This window comes from uncultured Thiodictyon sp. (assembly GCF_903946935.1).
Lineage (GTDB): Bacteria > Pseudomonadota > Gammaproteobacteria > Chromatiales > Chromatiaceae > Thiodictyon.
Genome location: NZ_CAJAXH010000195.1, coordinates 1 through 5,854 on the forward strand (window position 1 = coordinate 1; position 5,854 = coordinate 5,854).

Annotated in this window: 3 protein-coding genes and 1 pseudogene; 3 read left to right on the forward strand and 1 reads right to left on the reverse strand. The window is 67.7% G+C overall.

Annotation, left to right across the window (positions count from 1 at the left end; translation table 11 throughout):
- The 3 genes from QZX93_RS16200 to QZX93_RS16210 form a co-directional block, all read left to right on the forward strand.
- Window positions 1-2,916: tetratricopeptide repeat protein (locus QZX93_RS16200; RefSeq protein WP_295394754.1), on the forward strand; the 2,916-nt coding region annotated here is incomplete at its 5' end.
- A 224-nt stretch (window positions 2,917-3,140) separates the two neighbouring features.
- A complete protein-coding gene (locus tag QZX93_RS16205) occupies window positions 3,141-3,365 on the forward strand; it encodes a CopG family transcriptional regulator (protein WP_295388044.1) in 225 nt (74 codons plus the stop codon).
- Window positions 3,352-3,687, forward strand: coding sequence for a type II toxin-antitoxin system PemK/MazF family toxin (locus QZX93_RS16210; RefSeq protein WP_295388046.1), 336 nt, complete (start codon window positions 3,352-3,354; stop codon window positions 3,685-3,687). Before QZX93_RS16205 ends, QZX93_RS16210 begins: the two co-directional genes overlap by 14 nt.
- A 175-nt stretch (window positions 3,688-3,862) precedes the next feature.
- Here QZX93_RS16210 and QZX93_RS16215 read toward each other — a convergent pair.
- A pseudogene (locus tag QZX93_RS16215) lies at window positions 3,863-5,508 on the reverse strand (IS1182 family transposase).
- Between the last annotated feature and the right edge of the window lie 346 nt (window positions 5,509-5,854).

Sequence of the window (5,854 nt, forward strand, 5' to 3'; positions counted from 1 at the left end):
CACACCGCCGACACCCAAGCTGCCTCCCGCAGAGGTTTGGATCAACCCGCCGGCCGCAGGCTTAACCGAGATCCAAGAGCCTCCCGAGCAACACTAAATTCGACACCCCGGTGTCTCATTTTCATTGACACATTCCGCCTGTGCCGTCACCTGGACGCCACGGCTGCCGAGGACGGGGAGTCGGACCGGTGCGTCTGGCTGATCCTCGATGCATTAAACGAGGCCGACCGCTTCACCGACCTGGTTCGTGCCCTGGATGACCTGCTCCCGGCCCTGGGGCGCCATCGGTGGCTGCGCCTGGCCGTCAGCCTGCGCAGCGGGGCCTACCAGTCATTGGCCCAGCGCCACCGCGACCTCCTGCAGCACGGGGCCGAGGTGCTGGCCAATGCCCGTTTCCTCGCCACCTTCACCGACCCGAAAGACCAGGAAGTTCCCTATCTGGACCTGCGGCCATTCACCGTAGAGGAGGCGGGCGCCGCCTATGAACTGCGCCGCCAGCGCCGCCCGGGCCAGTCCTGCCCGCTGCCCCACGACCGGCTCGCGCCCAGCCTGCGCGAGCTGCTGCGCGCGCCGCTCTATCTGCATCTTTTCCACGAGACCTTCCGCGGCCGTCGCGAACCGCCGTTGGAGCTGGACGAGGGCCGCCTGCTCGGGGCCTATCTGGACCGTCTGGAGTCGGACCTGCCCGGTATCGCCACCCATCTTCAGCGCCTGGGCCGGCTGATGTTCGAGCGGCGCATCCCCGTGCTGCCGGTGGCGGAGGCCGATGCCTGGGTTACCGAGTGGCGCGCCCGGCTGGGTGCCGACAACGCACTGCGCGTCGTCAAGCTGGACCCGGTAGAGGAACTGGTCGCCGCCTCGCTCCTGATGCGCCCGGCGGAGGAGGGCGAGGGCAGCGGTCGGCGCCTGACGGGCTATGGATTCACCCAGCAGCGGCTGTGCGAACAGGTGCTGCTGCGGGAACTGCGGCGGCAGATCCACCCGCGGGTGTTGCCCACTGCGGAGGAACTGCTGGCCTGGGCGGGGCAGGCGGATGGGCCGGACACCGGCGAGGGTGACGACTTCCACGAGTTGACCGGGGCGCTGGAGACGATCACTGCTGAGCTGGCAGTGGCGGGTCAGGGTCAGACCCTGGCCGCCCTGCTCAATCTCGCGGGCGAGACGGTGCGGACCCGGTTGTTTGGCAGCGCGTTGCGTGCCCTCGGGCCGGTCGGTCGCTCCAACATCGCCGCTTGCGAGCCCATCCTGGCTGCGCTGTTCGAGCGGGCCATCGCTGGCATCCAGCCCGGCAAACGTCTCTATAACTCTGTCTTGCAAGCTCAGCGTTGGCTCACCGAGCACGGCTTCAGTCCCGTCGCCGGGCGGATCGCCCAGGGCCGCCTGCAAATCATGCGCGCCCTGGTGGCGCAGGAGCCAGGGCGCGCGGACCTGCGCCGCGAGATCTCGGTGTCGCTCAACCATCTCGGTCGCCTGGCGCAGGCGGCGGGCGATGGGGCTTCGGCCCGGCGGAACTTCGAGGAGTCGCTGGACATTCGGCGCGCCCTGGTGGCGCAGGATCCGGGGCGTGCGGACCTGAGAAGGGACCTGGCGGTGTCGCTGAGCAACCTCGGCAACCTCACAGCGGCGGCGGGCGACGGGGGTGGGGCGCGCTGTTACTTCGAGGAGTCGTTGGGCATCCGGCGCGCCCTAGTGGCGCAGGAGCAGGGGCCTGCGGACCTGCGGCGCGACCTGTCGGTGGCGCTGAACAACCTCGGCAACCTGGCAGCGGCGGCGGGCGACGGGGCCGGGGCGTGGCGGTCGTTGGAGGAGTCGCTGGAGATCCTGCGGGCGCTGGTGGTCCATGAGCCGGCGCGTGCGGATCTGCGCCGGGACATGTCGGTGTTGCTCAACCATCTGGGCAACCTGGCGCAGGCGGCGGGCGACGGGGCCGGGGCGTGGCGGTCGTTGGAAGAGTCGCTGAAGATCCTGCGCGCGCTGGTGGCCCAGGAGCCAGCACGCGCGGACCTGCGCCGGGAGCTTTCTGTGTCGCTTAACAATCTGGGAAATCTGGCAGCGGCGGCGGGCGACGGGGCCGGGGCGCGGCGGTCGTTGGAGGAGTCGCTGGAGATCCTACGGGCGCTGGTGGTCCATGAGCCGGCGCGTGCGGATCTGCGCCGGGACATGTCGGTGTTGCTCAACCATCTGGGCAACCTGGCGCAGGCGGCGGGCGACGGGGCCGGGGCGCGGCGGTCGTTGGAAGAGTCGCTGAAGATCCTGCGCGCGCTGGTGGCCCAGGAGCCGGCGCGCGCGGACCTGCGCCGGGAGCTTTCTGTGTCGCTCAACAATCTGAGCAACCTGGCCCGAGCGGCGGGCGACGGGGCTAAGGCGCGGCGGTCGTTGGAGGAGTCGCTGGAGATTCTGCGCGCGCTGGTGGCCCAGGAGCCGGGGCACGCGGACCTGCGCCAGGATCTGTCGTTGTCGCTCAATAACCTCGGGAGCCTGGCGCGGGCGGCGGGCGACAAACTCGGGGCGCGGCGGTACCTAAAGAAGTCGCTTCAGATCCTGCGCGCCCTAGTGGCGCGGGAGCCGGGGCGGGCGGACCTGCGGCGCAACCTGTCGGTATCGCTCGATAACCTGGGCAACCTGGCGCGGGCCGCAGGCGACGGGGTCCGGGCGCGGAGGTACGTCGCGGAGTCGCTTGAGATCAGGCGCGCCCTAGTAGCGCAGGAGCCGGGGCGGCCGGACCTGCGGGTGGACCTGGCGATTTCCTATTGGAAGCTGTATCTGATTGCGGAACGGGCGGATAAGCGTCAGTGGCTGGATCAGGTGCTCGATACACTGAGGCCGCTACGCGAGCGCGGTCTGGTCCACGGCCAGTTGGATGAGCTTTGGGGGCTTGCGACCAACGCACTGCAGGGGCTGGACGATCCCGGTTGATGCAGCGTGTAGGTTGGGCCGACGCAGGAGGCCCGACAGGAATCCCTCCAGCGATGCCCCTTGCCGTGTAGCAAAGCAGCGAGGACGTTTGCGCCATGTGCTCCGTTGCACCCGAGAGCCCGTCACGGTCGTTGCGGCATTGGTCGCCTGAGCCGGGACATTCGAGTTGCCGTGTGGTAGCAGTAGCAGTAGCATCATGGGTAGCAATCGTTGGAGAAACCCACATGCACACCGAGAAATTATCCATTTCGCTCACCCCCGAGGCAATCGGGGTGATCGATGCCTATCGTACCGCCCATGCGATCAAGAGCCGCTCCCAGGTCATCGAGCAGGCGTTGCGCCGGCTGCGCGAAGATGATTTGGAGTCGGCCTACCGGGAGGCGTCTGCGGCCGATGCAGCGGACTGGGACACGACGGCCGGCGACGGACTGTCCCATGAAGCGTGGTGAGATCCTCTATGCCGATCTCAGCCCTACGGTGGGCGCCGAGATCAACAAACGCCGCCCGGTGCTGATCGTGAGCAACGACGCCAATAATCGCGCGGCGAGCACCGTCACGGTCTTGCCCATCACGTCCAACCTGACCCGGGTCTATCCCTTCGAGGTGGCGTTGTCATGCGCGGACTCCGGTCTGCCCAAGGATTCCAAGGTCCAGGCCCAGCAGATCCGCACCATCGCGAAAGAGCGTATCACCGGCACGGCGCTGGGCCGACTCGCCGCGGACAAACTGCGGGAAGTCGACGCGGCGATTCGCTTGCATCTGGCGCTGTAAGCGCTACCCCGGCCCTCCAGGGGCATCGGATGAATTTCGCCGCCGGACTGGAAAACGCCAACGCCTGCGACAGCACGTAGGTTGGGCCGACGCAGGAGGCACAACAACCCGCAGGCGGAGCGGTCGCCCGCGTTGGGCTTCGTTCCTGACACTGGTGGCGAATTCTCCGGCCCCCTCAGGCAGCCTGCTGCAACCTGGCAAAGCGCGAGCGTCTGGTCGGCGCCACGGGCGTTCCGTCCAGCCATTCGCAGACCCGTACCAGATCGAGCGCGACGGCGGTGGCGATGTGTTGCAGGCGTGTCTTGGCCAGGCCAATGTAGCGGCAGGTGCGCAGACCGCTGCGGCGAATGGCCTGCGCATGAGTGCTCTCGACGCCCGCGCGGGCCGCATACTCTTGCTCGAAGGTTTCGGAGGTTTGTGTCAGGCGCGCCTCGCGCAGCGCTTCGTGGCACTCGCGCGACTGCAAGAGCACGACGCGCGCGCTGGTTTTGGATTTGGTGCAATCCGCACGATGCGGGCACGAGCGGCAATCGCGGGCGGAGAAACGCACTTGCGTCTCAATGCCGGGGACCCCGGTTTTCGGCTTCCAGGTCTGGCTGAGACAGCCGGCGGGACAGGTCGCCTGTTGTGCCTCCCAATCGATGAGGAAATGCGCTTTGTCGAACTCCTTGCCCGCGCGCGCCTGCCAGCTGGTATCCTCGCCCAGCGGGCCGATCACGCAAACGCCGTCGCGCTGTTGACTGTCAAGGACCACCTGCGGAGAGGTATAGCCTTTATCGACCAAGTGCTTGGCGGGCAGCAGATCGGCGCGCGCAAGTGCGCGATGCACGTCCGGCAGCGCTTTGACGTCGGGAACCGTCGCGGCGGTGGTCTCGACGTGGGTAATCAAGCGCGGCGCGTCGCTCTCGCAGGTCTCGCTCAGGTGGACTTTATAGCCGACCCAATCGACGCTGCGTTTGGTGCTGTAGCGCGCTTCGGGGTCGTAGGGCGATTCGATGCGCTCCACCAACGCGGACAGCTCGTCGCCCGAGCGCCACGCCAGAGTGTTCTCGTCGCGGCGGTATTGCTGCTCCCAGACTTGGCGCAGCGTGCCCACCTCGGGAGCGCCGCGCGCCGCGCGCCCGCGGGTGTGGCGGCGATCGCGTCCAAGAGGGTTTGCCCGTCGGCGCCGATCTCGGCGGCCAAGCGCTCGCGCTCGCTCTTGGCGGCGGGCAGACGGAAGTTTTCGACCCGTCGGGCATAGCGCTCGTACCAGCTCGGCGGGGCGAGCGCAGCCAGCCAGTCGGGCGCCGCATCCGCCACGGCGTTCAACGCCGCGCGCAGCGTCTCGCCGACCCGTTCCAGGCGGTTGAGGGTGCACACCGCAGCCAGAATATGAGTGGAATCGGTGCGTTGCCGACCGCGCGCCTTGAGCAGGTGCATCTCCCGCAGGCATGCCAGCAGCGTATCGAGCAGCCGCCTTTCGGCCTCGCCCCCCGTCAGGCGCGCGCGAAACTCGCTCAACACGGTGTGATCGAACCCAGGGTCACTCAGATCCAGCCCGAGCAGGTATTTCCAGTCCATGCGGCCCCGCACGGCGTCGGCCGCCGCGCGGTCGGACAAATTCTCAACGAATTGCAGGATCGTCACCCACGCCAGGCGGGCGGGCGATGCGGCCGGCTGACCGCGGCGCGGAAACAGGTCGGCAAAATCCGCGTCCTGGTACAGTCCCCCCAGGGCGTCGGCGATCCTCAAGCACAACGTACCCCGCGGAAAGGCGGCGCACGCCACCCGGCGGGTTTCTTCGGGGATTTCGAACGCGGGGCAAGGTTGGAGCGACACAGAAAGCCTCCGAAACAACAGGGCACAACCGGTCGCTCCAGTGTAGGCGAACGTCGCCGCGTTGTCGGCTCGGCATCCGCCTCGCCCGGCTGCGGAATTCGCCACCAGTGTCCGTTCCTCAGCCCAACCTACGAGGGGTCCGGAGCGTCAGTCGGATCCCCCACGCTGAGCATAAATTTCCGTATACTACACAAGCACAATCTCCAGCGGAATGTGTCAATGAAAATGAGACACCGGGGTGTCGAATTTAGTGTTGCTCGGGAGGCTCTTGGATCTCGGTTAAGCCTGCGGCCGGCGGGTTGATCCAAACCTCTGCGGGAGGCAGCTTGGGTGTCGGCGGTGTGCC